A 13,224-nucleotide genomic window follows, 5' to 3' on the forward strand; every position below is an offset into this window, starting at 1 on the left:
TCCTTCTACATATTTTCCAATTTTTTGATAATTTTTGATATGATTTGTTCTAGTTCATCTCGTGTTTTTCGGTACATTTCAACAGATCCGCCAAATGGATCCATTATATCATATTGTTCTTCATCTTTTCCGACTGCAAATTCGCTGATGGTAAAAGTTTTATCAACTGCTTTCGGGAAAACCCGGCATACCGCCTCTTTGTGGTTTTCCGTCATTGTCAAAACATATGTTGCCCAATGAATATCCTCTTCTTTAAGTTTTGCTGCCTGATGATCCACCGAGATGCCCTTCTCTTCTAGGACCTTTTTCGCATGATCGGAAATATTTTGTCCGTCCGTTGCAAAAATTCCTGCGGAACGAACTTGAAAATCCCCGCTTTTGCGCAAATGGTTGAACAGGGCTTCCGCCATCGGGCTTCGGCATGTGTTCCCAGTACAAACAAATAAAATGTTTGCCACTAACACTTTCTCCTTTCTATCAAGCTCCCTCCAATTTCTCTTTTTATTATAAGCCAAAGGTTTGAAAAAATGGAAACGATGAAGTGCATATATTTTTAATATCGGCGAAAAGTCACATAATTTTTTGTTTTCAGGGGAACCTTTTTTATAAAAATATTGGTCTTACATCGGAAACAATAATTTAATGCCGAACAGAAGCAAAATACTGCCGCCGAGGGCTTCGCTGTATGTACCGAACCAATTTTGCACACGCTTGCCAATCAACAGGCCGATCCATGTCATCACCATGCTCATGAAACCGAATAAAATCACTGTCAACATGATTTTCACGCCGAAAATGCCTAGGCTCAGCCCGACGGAAAAACTATCTAGACTGACGCTTAATGCAAACAAAACCAAACCTAAACCGACCGGTGCGATCAAGGGCGAATCTTCTTTTCTGAAGGAAGAATAAATCATTTGCGCACCTAAAATAATGAGCAGGCTCCCCCCTGCATATAGAGCCGCTAATCCGAATTTATCCGACATCACTTTGCCTAAAATCATTCCGGCAAGCGGCATAAACATATGGAACAAACCAATCAAAAGACCGATGTGAAATATTTGTTTCAGCCGCATGCGAATCAGCCCCATTCCTAGACTGACTGAAAAAGCGTCCATTCCTAAAGCAAAAGCCATCATAAATAATGTTACCAACTCCGCCATCATCCTAAAACCTCCCCCGGACACGCATATAGAACGATATGCACGTCCGAAAGATATTATGACAAAGACGAGCGGGATCGTTGCCTCCATTTCCTGCTTTCATTATTTGTTCTGCGGGCTTCGGAATCTTTTTTTGAAACACAAACAAAACTGTTTCATGCCACTATTGTCCATTCCAAAACTTCTTCGCCAACTTGCTTCAAAATCAAAGTACATTTATTGCTTGATTACCCGGTGGGATGCAGCTTTTAATAAGCGGTTCATAATGGCTTGTCCGATTCCTTCTTGTGGAAAGGATTCGCTGAATATCACATCGAGTTCATCTTCATTGAACTTTCTCAATGAGTGATAAAGCGAGTTGGCGACTGCTTGCAAATTGCTGCGTTTTCCGCAGGCAATCACTTTGTCGGCTGTATAAAAGCTTTCGTTTTCCTCCGTTGTTAGGACACCGACTCTTTTCCCTTTTTCTTTCTCTTTTGCAACTAGTGATTGAAGAAATTCGCTGCTGCCTTCCACAATAAACATAGGAGCCTCAGGTGCATAATGGGCATACTTCATGCCGGGGGCTTTCGGCAGCTCATGTCGATCAAGAAGCGCTTGATCTAAACGTACATTTCCAATCAATTCTTCCAGCTGCTGTTTTGTAATGCTTCCCGGACGCAAAATGACCGGGTTCTCTTCCGAGCAGTCAAGAACGGTTGATTCCACACCGACTCCTGTGACTCCCCCATCAATGATACCGGCAATTCTTCCATCCAGGTCATCCAGAACGTGTCTGGCCGATGTCGGGCTTGGCTTTCCGGAAAGATTCGCACTGGGAGCGGCAATCGGCAAACCAGCCGCCTCGATGAGCGCCAATGCAACCGGATGGTTGGGCATACGCACTCCCACAGTCGGCAAACCGGCTGTAGCCATGTCAGAAAGGCCGGCTTTTTTGGGCAGCACAAGTGTAAGCGGCCCCGGCCAAAACCGTTCTATTAACAGATCCACCCATTCAGGGTGATCACCCACAAGCTCTTTCAACTGCTCTTTTTTAGAAATGTGGATTATTAACGGATTATCACTCGGTCTTCCTTTTGCTTCATATATTTTGGCCACCGCCTCGTCGCTTTTCGCATTCGCACCAAGTCCATAAACGGTCTCCGTAGGAAAAGCAACTACTTCATTCTGTTTCAGCAGTTGAGCTGCTTGAAAAATCTGTGGACAATCTTTTAAATTTGTGGATAAATGATCCACAAGCCAATATTGCGTTTTCATCTTAGTCTACTCCTTTATGATACCGAATGAATGAGTGCATTTTTCTTGAAAAGAAACAAGCTTTATCCACAAATTGTGGATAAAGCTGCAGTTTTTAGTGGATAAGTTTGTGGATTTTGTGTTTTATTTCAAACCCACATCTTTATTTTACCATAGACGGCACACTTTTATGGAAAATTGACTTTGCCATTGCTTCCGTAGCAAATGATTAGTCATTCCCTCTATCCAAACGAGGCGGCGCTTGCAAGTGGCACGATAAGAACATAGAAGCTTGGCTGTAAACATCCGTTTACAACTAACGGGCGAACCGACAAAACATTCATTTGCCTGCCAACTGCCAATCCCCTTTTTCAAACGAAAGGAGCTTCCTCTTCTGCCCACGCCCCTGCCCTTAAATCGATAAAAGTTCTAAGAAAATAAATTAGTAAACCATTCAACTAAAAAGAATTTGACTTCCATTTCTTCATCATCTTCATTGTTCCAAAATATATTCTCTTGTTTATCCTCTTGTTTCTTTTCCTCTTGCTTTTCTTCTTGTTGAACAGCTTCCCCGTTTGAAAAGTCGACAAAGCAAAGCGGCGGAAATAACACGCACCACCAGTTTGAACCTTTGCCTTCTCCAATCGTGATCAAGATCGCCTCGTAGCTGCCGGCTGGATAGAGATAATTTCCATAAAGCTTTGTTGGAAAGGCGGCTTTTTTAAATTCCACTTTAAATGTTTGATTATGGTTTTCTTGTTCGAGAATTTTTTCCACAATCCGCTCGACTTCCGGCAATCTCGACCGGATGATGTTTCTTGCCTCTTCAATGGATGTTAAATCCCGAACCCATCCATTTATTTCTTTATTGACCGCATCGCGAATTTTCCGTTTTAACGCTTGATCCTCGGGGGAATCGCTGTTCGCCAAAATCCTAAGACGGATTGCTTGATCCGGAATGACAACCGCTTCGTTTTCCTTCGCATTCGTCGGTTCTTGATAGGCTGTGACAAGACAGCCTGACAACAAAAGAAAAATATATATTACAAATAATTTCATTTTCATTGCTTCTCTCTCCCTTCCGTCAGTCATTATCGACAGAAGGGAGAGTTCTTAAACATCTTTCACTCTCAAAAGTTTAAAAGTTTTGTAGAAGCTTACCAAAGCTTTCCGTTGTCGTTTAGTTTGATATGGATGCAAACACCATTCTCTCTTTTCCGTTTATATCTTTTTCAATTTCTACTTTTGCTTCCGGAAGTGCTTCAATAAGCATTTCCTTTACATCATTTCCTTGGCCTGTTCCAATCTCAAACGCGATTAAGCCCGGGCTGCGAATAAGATGAGGAATTCCCGAAACAAGCCGCCGATAAAAGTCGAGGCCATCAACACCTCCCGCCAGTGCACTGACAGGCTCCCAATCTTTCACAACCGTTGAGAGCGTCTTCATTTCGCCATCGGGTATATAAGGAGGATTAGAAACGATTACATCCAGCTTTTTCTTCTTTTCCGCCATCGGCTTGAGCAAGTCGCCATGGTAAAAGCTGACCTTCGCTCCGAGCTTTGCGCTGTTTTCTTTTGCAACTGCGAGCGCTTCCTTTGAAATATCGATGGCTGCTACTCTCATCTTTTCATTTTCAAGCGCTAATGTCACCGCAATCGCTCCGCTCCCTGTGCCGATATCGACAACATCTATTTGTTGTTTTTGAGAAAATAAACGTTCCGAGCGTTTCAGCACACCGTACACCAGTTCTTCCGTTTCAGGCCTTGGGATGAGCACATGCCGGTTCACTTTGAATGGGCGCCCGTAGAATTGTTCCCACCCAATAATGTATTGGACAGGCATTCCCTCTTTATGTTTGATGACATCACGACGAAAAGCATTCCATGTTTCTTCTTCCAGATCCGTTTTAAGATCTGCAAGCAAAGCGGCTCTGCTTTTCTCCGTATGGTGCAAAAGCAGCAATTCTCCGGCATTTTCATCCCTTCCCGCTTGCTTTAAAAAAGAAGAAGCCCACTTGAGGGCTTCGAATATTTTCGGCATTGTCTACTCCCCTTGTGATTGCAGTTTTTTAGCTTGATCTTCCAAAATAAGGGCATCAATAATTTCATCCAGTTTTCCTTCTAAAACAAGATCAAGCTTTTGTATCGTGAGGCCGATGCGATGATCCGTCACTCTGTTTTGCGGGAAGTTGTAGGTGCGGATGCGCTCAGAGCGATCCCCGGTGCCCACAGCCAATTTTCGGTTCTGGTCATATTCCGCTTGCGCTTCTTGGCGATATTTGTCCAGAATGCGCGCCCTTAAAACTTTCATGGCTTTCTCTTTATTTTTAATTTGCGATTTTTCATCTTGGCAGGATACAACAATGCCAGTCGGAATATGAGTCAAACGCACGGCAGACATCGTCGTGTTGACGCTTTGCCCCCCCGGGCCACTTGAAGCAAATGTGTCGACGCGTATATCTTTTTCATTGATTTCCACTTCCACTTCTTCCGCTTCCGGCAAGCAAGCCACCGTTGCCGTTGATGTATGAATGCGTCCGCCTGATTCCGTCTCAGGTACCCGTTGGACGCGATGGGCGCCATTTTCAAATTTCAGCCTCGAGTAAGCGCCCTTGCCGGTAATCATAAAAATGATCTCTTTATACCCGCCTGTTCCTGTCGTATTGGCTTCCATTACCTCCGTTTTCCAGCCTTTATCTTCCGCATACCGTGTATACATGCGGTAGAGGTCTGCCGCAAAAAGCGCCGCCTCTTCGCCGCCAGCTGCTCCGCGGATTTCCATAATGACGTTCTTTTCATCATTTGGATCTTTCGGAAGCAATAAAATTTTTAATCGTTCTATCAGTTCGTTTTCACGTTTTTCAAGGGTGTCCAGTTCCTCTTTTACCATCTCGCGCATTTCCGGATCAAGCTTTTCTTCCAGCATGCTTTTGGCATCTTCGAGCTGTTCTTTTACTCGTTTATATTCTCGGTAAGCTTCTACCGTTTCTTGAAGATCGGATTGTTCTTTTGAATAATCGCGCAGTTTTTTCGGATCATTTACCACTTCAGGATCCATTAAAAGTTCGTTTAACTTCTGATATCGGTCTTCTACCGCTTGCAAACGTTCTAGCACGGATCTTCACCTCTAAATTTTATCGTTGCAACCGCATGGGCATGCCTCATACGGCGCCTCCTTTTATAACATCCTAAATTATAGTATAGGAAGTAAAGGCAGTCAAAAACAACTGTCAGTTATCGAAGCAGTTTCTATTTTTGTGTATGATATTTACGGAGAATAAAAAAGAAGGTGATACGGCATGAAATGGAATCGCATCCACCATGTAGCGATTATATGTTCCGATTATGAACAGTCAAAAAATTTTTATGTAAATAAGCTGGGCTTTTCCATCATTCATGAAACATATCGGGCGGACAGAAATTCTTATAAGCTGGATCTGGCTGTAAACGGCCAATACCAAATTGAGCTTTTTTCCTTTCCAAATCCGCCTTTGCGGCCGACGAGACCAGAAGCTTGCGGATTGAGGCATCTTGCTTTTGAAGTTGATAATGTTGATGAAGCGGTGGACAAACTTAAGAAGAAAGGCATTGAGACAGAGGAAGTCCGCATCGATCCGATAACAAAAAAGAAATTCACTTTTTTCCAAGATCCTGACGGGCTGCCTCTCGAAATTTACGAAAAATCATGAACCTGTACTGTTTGGCCCGGCCGACTCATGTGGGAGCGGTCATCATATACCGGCAAAGTCTATCGGTATTGCCAAACCCTCTTCTGTCGACTCTCCGGAACCTTTGCCGAACGTCCACTTGTTTTGTCAAACAGGCAGGTATCGTTAAAAAAAAGTGGAATATGAAAGTAACATTTTCGAGTAAAGGAGAGGGGTTTGGATGAATACTTCTGTTGTTGCCAAAAAGATCGGCGTTTCGCCGAAGACGATTCAACGATGGATTAAGCAATTGGAGCTTCCAATGGAGCGAAACGAGCTTGGCCACTATATGTTTGGTAATGAGGACGTCTCCTTGCTGGAAGACATTCACAGCCAACTACAAAAAGGAATTCCAATGAATGAAATACAGGAAAAGGTAAGAAAGAAAAAAACGGCCAAAAGAGGCAGCGATCACGTTTCAAATGAATGGATGGAAAAAGCTTTTGAGAAAATAACTGAGCTTGAGCATTTGATCAATAAAAAAGCTGACGATGTTGTTTCTTATCAGCTTTTGCTGCAAAGAAATGAAATTGAGGAGCTTACAAGCCGGCTCGGCCAACTAGAGAAAAGAATCGCAGAACTTGAGAAGCGGGAAAATCACCATGACGCCCAACCTCTCATCGTTCATCAACCGCGCAAAAAGAAACCGATTCACAAAACATGGTTCAGTTCCATTTTCGGTTTATAAAAAACCCGCTCGGCCGGAACGAGTTTTATTTTTTTGTTTTTAATTGAACATTTACGTCATATCTTGGCAAAGCCCGCTGCAATTTGCTCTTGATTTCCTGTTCCCGCTTTTTTCTTTTGAATGCCGGCAATGTTTCAGTTGTTTGAACAATCGCCCATGCTTCGCTCCCGTTTGTCCAAAACGACTCAAGCTCCAATCCTTTTTCCATTTTCAATACTTCGATGATTTGTTCCCTCGCTTCGCTTATCCGGAGCGGGCTGTGGCTGATATCAACGTTCGGGTTTTGCGTATATTGATCCACTTCATATTCATCATTCCCGGAATCTTTTTTCATCAATGTTGATCCGTTGTGATCAAGATTTAGCAAACGGTCGTCCGAAATTTGGTCGGCCGTCCCGCAGCCGTTTAAAAAAAACAATGCCAAGAGAATCGTGATGATCGATCTCATGAAAAAAGCACCTCCTGTTATTAAGGTGCCCAAACAGATATTGTCTTTTTAATAGAAAATATTGTAAGCCTCGAATAAATTCCGATGGAGAATGTTTGAATGAAAGACGATATTGTTTCATTTATTAAAGCGGCGGATTCGCATGGCATCTGCGACAGACAGGATAATATTTATCGTTTCCGCCGATTTGGATTTGCTCGCCTGAGTAGACCGGCTTCCCGTTGTCATCTATTCTTAAATTCATCGTCGCCTTTCTTTCGCAAAACCAGCAAATCGTTTTCATTTCCTCAATTTTGTCTGCGTACAACAGCAAATATTGGCTTCCTTCGAAAAGATCATTTTTAAAGTCGTTCTTCAGTCCAAACGCCATCACCGGAGTATTTAAATAATCAACGATATCAGCCAGCTGCAAAACATGTTCCTTTTTTAAAAACTGAGCCTCGTCGACAAGCACACAGTAAGGCTTTGGTCGATATTCTTTCACAATTTGATAAACATCCGTATCATCAAAAATCGGAATGGCTTTTCTTCTTAAACCGATTCTGCTTGATACATATCCGATTTCATCCCGTGTATCGATTCCTGAAGTAAATATAAGAACGGATTTATTTTGCTCTTCATAGTTATGCGCTACCTTTAAAATTTCAATTGATTTACCGCTGTTCATTGCACCATATTTAAAAAATAACTGTGCCATTTGAAAATATCCCCTTGTATTCCTGCAAGCAAATTTGAATAGACGTGAAAAAACAGGCAGAAACGTTCATCTGCCTGTTTTGCCCGAAAAAGCGATCATTATTTAAGACCGTATTTTTTGTTGAATTTGTCAACTCGTCCCGCTGCAGAAGCAAATTTTTGACGGCCTGTGTAGAATGGATGGCATTCAGAACAAATCTCAACGCGCACTTCATCTTTTACAGAACCGCTTTCAAATTCGTTCCCGCATGCGCATTTCACGATGACTCTTTTATAATTCGGATGAATTCCCGGTTTCATGCTTATCAACTCCTTTGCGCCCTGAATCGTATTCCGAAACAGAGTTTATCTATTTGTAGAAACGTGCGGAGAATATCACGCTTCAATTCTCTTTAACACACATGAAAAAATTATAGCAAGATTAATAAGGAATTGCAACCTGTTTAAAAACTTTTGGTTCCGGTTGTTTTCCATTCTTCCCGAAGCATATCGAAAAACTCTTCATTTGTTTTGGTCATTTTCAATTTTTTCAAGAAACGATCCGCAAAATCAGCCTGATCTGACATTGATTTGCGAATGGCCCACAGCATTTCCAAATGATCTTTCGGAATTAACAATTCTTCTTTTCTTGTGCCGGATCGGCGAATATCAATGGCAGGAAAAATTCTTTTTTCCGCTAAAGAACGGTCAAGATGAAGCTCCATATTGCCTGTTCCTTTAAATTCTTCGTAAATGACATCATCCATGCGCGAGCCGGTATCAATAAGCGCAGTAGCCAAAATCGTCAAACTTCCGCCTTCTTCAATATTGCGGGCTGCGCCAAAGAAGCGTTTCGGTCTGTGGAAGGCAGCGGGATCGATGCCTCCTGACAAAGTGCGCCCGCTTGGAGGAATGACTAGGTTGTAGGCACGGGCAAGGCGGGTGATGCTGTCCATTAAAATGACGACATCCCTCTTATGCTCGACAAGTCGCATTGCTCTCTCAAGCACGAGCTCCGCTACTTTAATATGGTTTTCAGGCACTTCATCAAACGTTGAACTTACAACATCCCCGTTGACCGACCGTTCAATATCCGTTACCTCTTCCGGCCGTTCATCGATCAATAGCACAATCAGCTCCGCTTCAGGATGATTGGTTGTGATCGAATTGGCGATTTCTTTTAAAAGCATTGTTTTACCCGCTTTCGGCGGCGCCACTATTAAACCGCGCTGTCCAAAGCCGACAGGTGTAATTAAATCCATGATTCGCGTCGATAAATTTTCCGGCTCTGTTTCCAATTTCATTTGCCTGTCGGGATAAAGCGGCGTTAATGCCGGAAAATGAACACGTTCTTTTGCCGACTCGGGGTCATCCCCGTTGACCGCTTCTACATGCAACAGCCCGTAATACCGCTCATTTTCTTTTGGCGGGCGGACTTTTCCCGAAACTTTGTCGCCGTTTCGCAAATCAAACCGGCGAATTTGCGAAGCAGATATGTAAATATCCTCTGCGCTTGGCGAATAATTGATCGGGCGTAAAAAACCGAACCCTTCAGACGGAATGATTTCCAAAACGCCTTCCATAAATAAAAGATCTTCTTGTTCTGCGTTTGCCTTCAAAATGGCGAAAATCAGTTCTTTTTTTGTTAATTTGCTGTAATAAGAAATTTTAAATTCGCGAGCCAGTTCATACAGCTCTTTCAGTTTCATATTTTCAAGCGTTGAAATTGAAATTTCGCTCATACATACACCACACTTTTCTTACCGTATTCAAAAATTATTACACAAACTAATTTTCTTCCATCCATTGTAGATGTTGAAAATGTAGGGCAAATGGATAGTAAAGAAGGAAGGGATACAGGAAGCCATGAAAGCAGAATTTAAGCATTTGCAGTCTCTTTATTTGTACCTTATTTTTTTATTTTTCGCAATACATTTTGCAATAAAAAATTCGGCAGAGACTGCGGCCCCGGCATAACGAAGAAGGAGCAGAAAACAAGAGTGGTCTAGGTTCTCCGTTTTACCAAGTTTCTGTTAAAACCTGCTTAGGAAATAATTGCAGTGAAAAGGGAGCGGATCCGCTCCCTTTCCACTAGGATTCAATAACCAAATTCGGTTTTTTATTCAAGGAATGGCGTCCATCTATGAATCGGAGTGTACCGGATTTCGCCCGCATAACAAGTGAATGAGTAGTTGCAACAGAACTTTTAAACTGCACGCCTTTTAACAGTTCCCCATCTGTTACTCCTGTAGCGGCGAAAATGGCATCGTCTCCTTTAACCAAGTCATCCATGCGCAGCGTTTTGTTAACGTCAATGCCCATTTTTTTGCACCGTTCCAGCTCTTGGTCATTTTGCGGCAGGAGTTTGCCTTGAATTTCCCCGCCGAGACATTTTAAAGCAACAGCAGCAAGAACTCCTTCTGGAGCTCCGCCGGATCCGAACAAAATATCTACACCTGTATGGTCAAAAGCAGTATTAATAGCTGCCGCTACATCGCCATCATTGATCAATTTAATGCGAACGCCGGCTTCACGAAGCGTGTGGATGATGTGCTCATGGCGTTTCCGATTCAACACCGTCGCCACAAGATCTTCAATATTTTTATTTTTGGCTTTTGCCACCGCCTTTAAATTGTCTTCAATGGGCGCTTCGATATCGATGCAGCCAACCGCTTCCGGACCTACTGCAATTTTGTCCATATACATATCTGGTGCATGCAACATGTTGCCATGGTCGGCGACTGCAATCACAGCAAGAGCATTCCAGCCTCCTGATGCAACGATGTTCGTTCCTTCCAATGGATCCACCGCTACATCAACCCTCGGCCCGTAGCCGTTCCCCAGTTTTTCCCCAATATACAGCATTGGCGCTTCATCCATCTCGCCTTCACCGATCACTACGGTTCCCTTCATCGGAATGGTATCCAAGACAGCTCTCATAGCTGATGTTGCCGCCCCGTCCGCTTCGTCTTTTTTCCCCCGTCCCATCCATCTGGCGGAAGCAAGGGCTGCCGCTTCTGTTACCCGCACAAGTTCCATTGATAAACTTCTTTCCATTTGTTTTCCCCCCTATTAAACCAGTTGGCAATTATGAATTTTGCAATTGCTGAATTTCTTCATCTGACATTTTTTCACGCCAAATTTTGGCGCCGATATTGGAAAGCTTCTCCTCCAAACAACTGTAGCCTCTATCAATATGCTCCAGCCCGGTAATTTCTGTAATACCGTCAGCCATTAATCCGGCTGCCACTAATGATGCGCCTGCTCTCAGATCGGTTGCTTTCACCTTCGCTCCTTGCAATTTGACAGCGCCTGTAATGATGGCCGACCGCCCTTCCACCTTGATCTGCGCCCCCATTCTCCTCAATTCGTCAATGTGTTTAAACCGAGATGAATAAATAGTATCCGTCACCATGCTCGTACCATTCGCCTGCGTTAAAAGCGCAGTAAAAGGCTGCTGCAAATCCGTAGGGAATCCCGGATATACGAGAGTTTTAATATCAACAGGTTTTAAGCGGCTGCTTTTTTTGGCAAGATAAATTTGATCATCGCTTGTTTCGATATAGATTCCCATTTCACGAAGTTTGGCAATGAGAGATTCAAGGTGGACAGGTATGACATTGTCAAGAATTAGTTCTTTCGCCATAGCTGCCCCTATAATCATATATGTCCCGGCTTCAATGCGATCTGGAATGATCGAATGACGGCAGCCGTAAAGTTCTTCTACCCCATCGATCCGAATAACGTCCGTTCCTGCTCCCTTAATTTTGGCGCCCATGCTTGAAAGCAATGTCGCAACATCAATGATTTCAGGTTCTTTTGCAGCATTTTCTATAATGGTCCGGCCTTTTGCCAAAACGGCTGCAAGCATGATATTAATGGTGGCGCCAACGCTGACGACATCTAGATAAATCCTTGCCCCCCTGAGCTCTTCCGCTCTTAAATAAATGGCCCCCTGTTCATTCGTGACAGAGGCTCCTAAAGCTTGAAATCCCTTAATATGCTGGTCGATTGGTCTAGGGCCTAAATGGCAGCCTCCGGGCAGACCGATGACTGCTTTTTTAAATCGGCCAAGCATCGCCCCCATCAAATAGTAAGACGCCCTCAATTTTTTCACTTTTCCGTTTGGCAGCGGCATCGAGATCATGTTGGTCGGATCCACTGTAATTTCATGATCTTTAAAAGTTACCCGACCCCCAATTTCCTCTAATAAATCCCCTAAAATATGTACATCAGAGATATCTGGCAAGCCTTCAATGGTAACGGCAGAATTGGCTAAAATAGTTGCTGGAATCAATGCTACCGCGCTGTTTTTTGCACCGCTGATTTTCACTGTTCCTTTCAGCGGATGCCCCCCTGCAACATTTAACTTTTCCATGATAGTCTCCCTTCTTGCGATTGGCAGTTTATCAAAGAAAACGAAGCGCGAGTTTTCTTTAACAAACTGTGAAATGAAAAGCTTCCTTATTTAACCAATGTGACCATTAGAAGAAAAAATCATACGGCAAGAAACAACTTTATTGTACATCATGGAAGCTGAACACGGCAAAAACGGTTCATAAAGCGGGGAGACAAAGCTCCCCTAAATGTTATCGATTGTTCCAATCGGCCAAAAATTTCTCAATTCCTTGATCTGTCAATGGATGCTTGAACAGCTGCATCAGCACTTTGTACGGAACGGTTGCGATATGCGCTCCACGAAGTGCAGCCTCTGTTACATGTTGAGGATGACGAATCGATGCCGCAATAATTTTCGTATCTAAACCATGAATATCAAAAATTTGCGCAATTTCTGAAATGAGGTCCGGTCCGTTATGGCCGATATCATCAAGCCGTCCTAAAAAAGGCGACACATATGTGGCGCCGGCTCGTGCAGCTAAGAGAGCTTGGTTGGCGCTGAAAATAAGTGTAACATTTGTGTGAATTCCCAATTCTGAGAATTTTTTAACCGCTTTTAACCCGTCAGGTGTCATTGGAACTTTGATGGTAATATTCGGCGCAATTTTTGCAAGTTCTTTTCCTTCTTCAATCATTTCATCGGCTTTTGTGGAAATAACTTCAGCACTTACAGAGCCGGGAACAATTTCTGTGATTTCTTTTAGCCGCTCCTCAAATGTTACTCCTTTTTCTTTGGCCACCAAACTCGGATTTGTCGTTACTCCGGCCAAAACCCCTAATGATTGCGCTTCCTTAATTTCGTCTAAATTGGCAGTATCAATAAAAAAAAGCATAAAAAGACCTCCTTTTGATATTTGTGACCGCTTTCTCCGAAAAGGAATTGAAACCGCCATTTTCAGAAGAACAACG

Annotated in this window: 15 protein-coding genes; 2 read left to right on the forward strand and 13 right to left on the reverse strand. The window is 43.1% G+C overall.

What is annotated here, in order from left to right:
* Window positions 1-5: 5 nt before the first annotated feature.
* The 6 genes from AC0KTX_RS07300 to prfA form a co-directional block, all read right to left on the reverse strand.
* Window positions 6-464 (reverse strand): low molecular weight protein arginine phosphatase, encoded by a 459-nt coding sequence (locus AC0KTX_RS07300; protein WP_474251560.1) that lies wholly within the window; start codon window positions 462-464, stop codon window positions 6-8.
* Window positions 465-620: 156 nt separating this feature from the next.
* Window positions 621-1,166, reverse strand: a complete 546-nt coding sequence (locus AC0KTX_RS07305; protein WP_474251561.1) for a manganese efflux pump MntP — start codon at window positions 1,164-1,166, stop codon at window positions 621-623.
* 213 nt (window positions 1,167-1,379) lie between these two features.
* Window positions 1,380-2,420, reverse strand: coding sequence for an L-threonylcarbamoyladenylate synthase (locus AC0KTX_RS07310; protein WP_474251562.1), 1,041 nt, complete (start codon window positions 2,418-2,420; stop codon window positions 1,380-1,382).
* A 408-nt stretch (window positions 2,421-2,828) separates the two neighbouring features.
* Window positions 2,829-3,464: a stage II sporulation protein R gene (gene spoIIR / locus AC0KTX_RS07315; protein WP_474251563.1), complete on the reverse strand. Its 636-nt coding sequence runs from the start codon at window positions 3,462-3,464 to the stop codon at window positions 2,829-2,831.
* 115 nt (window positions 3,465-3,579) lie between these two features.
* Window positions 3,580-4,440: a peptide chain release factor N(5)-glutamine methyltransferase gene (gene prmC, locus AC0KTX_RS07320; protein ID WP_474251564.1), complete on the reverse strand. Its 861-nt coding sequence runs from the start codon at window positions 4,438-4,440 to the stop codon at window positions 3,580-3,582.
* A gap of 3 nt (window positions 4,441-4,443) precedes the next feature.
* Entirely contained in the window at window positions 4,444-5,514 is a 1,071-nt protein-coding gene (gene prfA / locus AC0KTX_RS07325) for a peptide chain release factor 1 (RefSeq protein WP_474251565.1), read from the reverse strand.
* Window positions 5,515-5,698: 184 nt separating this feature from the next.
* Between prfA and gloA2 the strand changes: the two genes are divergently transcribed.
* Window positions 5,699-6,088 (forward strand): SMU1112c/YaeR family gloxylase I-like metalloprotein, encoded by a 390-nt coding sequence (gloA2, locus tag AC0KTX_RS07330; protein WP_474251566.1) that lies wholly within the window; start codon window positions 5,699-5,701, stop codon window positions 6,086-6,088.
* 199 nt (window positions 6,089-6,287) lie between these two features.
* Window positions 6,288-6,794 (forward strand): MerR family transcriptional regulator, encoded by a 507-nt coding sequence (locus tag AC0KTX_RS07335; RefSeq protein ID WP_474251567.1) that lies wholly within the window; start codon window positions 6,288-6,290, stop codon window positions 6,792-6,794.
* Between the two features lie 25 nt (window positions 6,795-6,819).
* On the opposite strand, the gene AC0KTX_RS07340 is transcribed toward AC0KTX_RS07335, so the two are convergent.
* The 7 genes from AC0KTX_RS07340 to fsa all read right to left on the reverse strand — a co-directional run bounded on the left by AC0KTX_RS07340 (window position 6,820) and on the right by fsa (window position 13,148).
* Window positions 6,820-7,242, reverse strand: coding sequence for a hypothetical protein (locus AC0KTX_RS07340; protein ID WP_474251568.1), 423 nt, complete (start codon window positions 7,240-7,242; stop codon window positions 6,820-6,822).
* Between the two features lie 124 nt (window positions 7,243-7,366).
* The gene (locus tag AC0KTX_RS07345) at window positions 7,367-7,939 is read right to left on the reverse strand and encodes a thymidine kinase (protein ID WP_474251569.1); all 573 of its coding nucleotides are present in this window, start codon (window positions 7,937-7,939) and stop codon (window positions 7,367-7,369) included.
* A gap of 98 nt (window positions 7,940-8,037) precedes the next feature.
* Complete coding sequence (gene rpmE / locus AC0KTX_RS07350; RefSeq protein WP_474251570.1) at window positions 8,038-8,238, reverse strand: 50S ribosomal protein L31; 201 nt, start codon at window positions 8,236-8,238, stop codon at window positions 8,038-8,040.
* A 143-nt stretch (window positions 8,239-8,381) separates the two neighbouring features.
* The gene (gene rho / locus AC0KTX_RS07355; RefSeq protein WP_474251571.1) at window positions 8,382-9,659 is read right to left on the reverse strand and encodes a transcription termination factor Rho; all 1,278 of its coding nucleotides are present in this window, start codon (window positions 9,657-9,659) and stop codon (window positions 8,382-8,384) included.
* A 349-nt stretch (window positions 9,660-10,008) separates the two neighbouring features.
* Window positions 10,009-10,974 carry a class II fructose-bisphosphatase gene (glpX, locus tag AC0KTX_RS07360; RefSeq protein ID WP_474251572.1) on the reverse strand — a complete coding sequence of 322 codons (966 nt, stop codon included), beginning with the start codon at window positions 10,972-10,974 and terminating at the stop codon, window positions 10,009-10,011.
* A 31-nt stretch (window positions 10,975-11,005) separates the two neighbouring features.
* On the reverse strand, window positions 11,006-12,295 hold the full coding sequence (locus AC0KTX_RS07365) for a UDP-N-acetylglucosamine 1-carboxyvinyltransferase (RefSeq protein WP_474251573.1): 1,290 nt from the start codon (window positions 12,293-12,295) through the stop codon (window positions 11,006-11,008).
* A 211-nt stretch (window positions 12,296-12,506) separates the two neighbouring features.
* Window positions 12,507-13,148 carry a fructose-6-phosphate aldolase gene (fsa, locus tag AC0KTX_RS07370; protein ID WP_474251574.1) on the reverse strand — a complete coding sequence of 214 codons (642 nt, stop codon included), beginning with the start codon at window positions 13,146-13,148 and terminating at the stop codon, window positions 12,507-12,509.
* Window positions 13,149-13,224 lie beyond the last annotated feature (76 nt).

Source organism: Aeribacillus sp. JST-2 (genome assembly GCF_056032925.1).

Excerpts from the sequence above, each read along its gene's own strand:
- AC0KTX_RS07305 (WP_474251561.1), bottom strand. The coding sequence starts at position 1,166 with ATGATGGCGGAGTTGGTAACATTATTTATGATGGCTTTTGCTTTAGGA.
- AC0KTX_RS07310 (WP_474251562.1), bottom strand. The coding sequence starts at position 2,420 with ATGAAAACGCAATATTGGCTTGTGGATCATTTATCCACAAATTTAAAA.
- spoIIR (WP_474251563.1), bottom strand. The coding sequence starts at position 3,464 with ATGAAAATGAAATTATTTGTAATATATATTTTTCTTTTGTTGTCAGGC.
- prmC (WP_474251564.1), bottom strand. The coding sequence starts at position 4,440 with ATGCCGAAAATATTCGAAGCCCTCAAGTGGGCTTCTTCTTTTTTAAAG.
- gloA2 (WP_474251566.1), top strand. The coding sequence starts at position 5,699 with ATGAAATGGAATCGCATCCACCATGTAGCGATTATATGTTCCGATTAT.
- AC0KTX_RS07335 (WP_474251567.1), top strand. The coding sequence starts at position 6,288 with ATGAATACTTCTGTTGTTGCCAAAAAGATCGGCGTTTCGCCGAAGACG.
- AC0KTX_RS07340 (WP_474251568.1), bottom strand. The coding sequence starts at position 7,242 with ATGAGATCGATCATCACGATTCTCTTGGCATTGTTTTTTTTAAACGGC.
- AC0KTX_RS07345 (WP_474251569.1), bottom strand. The coding sequence starts at position 7,939 with ATGGCACAGTTATTTTTTAAATATGGTGCAATGAACAGCGGTAAATCA.
- rpmE (WP_474251570.1), bottom strand. The coding sequence starts at position 8,238 with ATGAAACCGGGAATTCATCCGAATTATAAAAGAGTCATCGTGAAATGC.
- rho (WP_474251571.1), bottom strand. The coding sequence starts at position 9,659 with ATGAGCGAAATTTCAATTTCAACGCTTGAAAATATGAAACTGAAAGAG.
- glpX (WP_474251572.1), bottom strand. The coding sequence starts at position 10,974 with ATGGAAAGAAGTTTATCAATGGAACTTGTGCGGGTAACAGAAGCGGCA.
- AC0KTX_RS07365 (WP_474251573.1), bottom strand. The coding sequence starts at position 12,295 with ATGGAAAAGTTAAATGTTGCAGGGGGGCATCCGCTGAAAGGAACAGTG.
- fsa (WP_474251574.1), bottom strand. The coding sequence starts at position 13,148 with ATGCTTTTTTTTATTGATACTGCCAATTTAGACGAAATTAAGGAAGCG.